Below are 895 nucleotides of genomic sequence, written 5' to 3' on the forward strand. Positions count from 1 at the left end.
CACGGACTGCTGGATGTAACAATGGAAGGTATCCGGAGAGATACAGATGGGATTCTGGAAGTGACGGCAGACAGGGGATATGAGTATGAAGAGGATGTGGTCAGATGTCTTGAAAACGGAATCATCCCGCATGTCATAACGGATGATGGAAAAGATGGATATGAGCTGGAAATACCTTTTGAAGAGTCAGAAATAGATCGGTTTTCCGATTCACCGGAGGAACTGAAAAAATGTCTTCACGCAGGAGAAATACCGGAAGCGTATAAGGATGTCATTTCAAAAATGAAAGTGGAAGAAGTCCGCAGGAAAGTAGCAGACAGCCAACCGGAAGAAAATGGTAAAAAGTCTATCTATGGGACGCCGGAAGAAATGCAGACGCGGGCAAAAGAAGGATATTTTGTGAGGGATCCGGAGAGAAATCTGGTCTACTGTCCGGCAGGGGAGATCCTGAGGCAGAAATGCATAAAAAAGAATGGAAATATCCGTTATGCAAATAAAAATGCGTGCAGACACTGCAAAAACAGAAATAAATGCTACAAGGGAAAAGGTGAATGGAAAGAGATTGATTTTACAAAAGACAGTCTGGAGAAGCCTTGCAGGGACTGGCTGAAAGCAGAAGGGAAAACAGCTGAAAAGTTAGTACAGCGACGGAAAGGTCATTATGAGAAGTTTAAGGTAGTAAAGTTTTTCCTGAAACCAAGCGTTGAAAAAACAACCCAGCGAATGTGCATATCAGAGCATCCGTTTGGGACGATAAAAAGAGCAATGGGAGCTTACTATTTCCTCCTGCGGGGTCTTAGGAAGGTCACGGGGGAGTTTGCGCTCTTTTGCCTTGGATATAATATAGAGAGGGCAAAAAACCTTCTCGGATTTCAAAAAATGATGGAACTGATGG

The 895-nt window shown here is 43.6% G+C and carries 1 protein-coding gene; it reads left to right on the plus strand.

What is annotated here, in order from left to right; all coding sequences use genetic code 11:
- A partial coding sequence (locus ACTNB3_RS17815) for a transposase (RefSeq protein WP_441027295.1) occupies positions 1-895 on the plus strand: 895 nt, incomplete at both ends.

The sequence above is a fragment of the Bariatricus sp. HCP28S3_D3 genome (assembly GCF_052065755.1).
In the GTDB taxonomy this organism is placed as follows: Bacteria; Bacillota; Clostridia; order Lachnospirales; family Lachnospiraceae; genus Allocoprococcus.